1 protein-coding gene and 1 pseudogene are annotated in these 896 nt (G+C 61.2%); both read right to left on the bottom strand.

All coding sequences use genetic code 11. The annotated features are described in order from the left end of the window. The coding region (locus AC1D00_RS43165) for an ABC transporter permease family protein (RefSeq protein ID WP_477014930.1) at positions 1-689 on the bottom strand (689 nt) is incomplete at its 3' end. 2 nt (positions 690-691) lie between these two features. Further along, positions 692-896 (bottom strand): annotated as a pseudogene (locus AC1D00_RS43160) (ABC transporter substrate-binding protein); the annotation flags it as partial.

The following is an 896-nucleotide window of genomic DNA, read 5'->3' as shown; positions in this document are numbered from 1 at the left end:
TGCCAGAAATAATCGAGGATCTTCCAGTACCAGGGAAACTGCGACCAGCCGTCCGAAGTCAGTCCGCGCAGCGGGAACCAGTTGAAGAAGGAGCCGCCGGCAAACAGGATGATGAGGAGGATTGCGAACAGAAAGCCGGGAATGGCATAGCCCAGCACGAGAATGGTCGACGTCCAGGTGTCAAACCGCGTGCCGTCCTTCACGGCCTTGCGGATGCCGAGCGGGATCGAGATCAGATAGGTGATCAGCGTCAACCAGATGCCGAGCGAGATCGAGACCGGCAGCTTCTCCTTGATCAGCTGTATCACGCTGACGTCGCGAAAATAGCTCTTGCCGAAATCGAAGCGGGCGAAATTCCACACCATCAGCGCGAAGCGTTCCGGTGCCGGCTTGTCGAAGCCGAATTGCGCCTCCAGCTTCTTGATGAAATCAGGATCGARCCCCTGCGCGCCGCGATATTTCGAGTTGATGGCATCGCCACCGGCGCCGACCTGCCCCGGGGCCCGCTGCGCAAAGTCGCTACCGCCTGAAATGCGCGAAGTGCCGCCGGTATCGGCGCCGGAGAGTTGCGCAATCACGCGCTCGACCGGACCACCAGGCGCAAACTGCACGACGACGAAGGAGACGAACAGGATCCCGAGCAAAGTCGGGATCATCAGGAGGATGCGGCGGGCGATATACGCGCTCATGACTATTTCGCCTGCTCGAGCTTGGCCGCCTTGGCGGGTTCATGCCACCAAATGTCGGGCGCGCCGACGCCGTTGGCATAACGCGGCAGCTTCTGCGGATGACCGAACTGATCCCAATAAGCGAGCCGGTGCGTCTTGTTGTACCATTGCGGCACCCAATAGCGGCCGGCGCGGAACAGGCGGTCGAAGGCCCGGCAGGCGATCGTC

It is taken from the genome of Bradyrhizobium sp. P2_E8, from assembly GCF_056403875.1.
The sequence above is the reverse complement of the archived record's forward strand: the minus strand, read 5'-3'. Positions and strand labels throughout refer to the sequence as shown.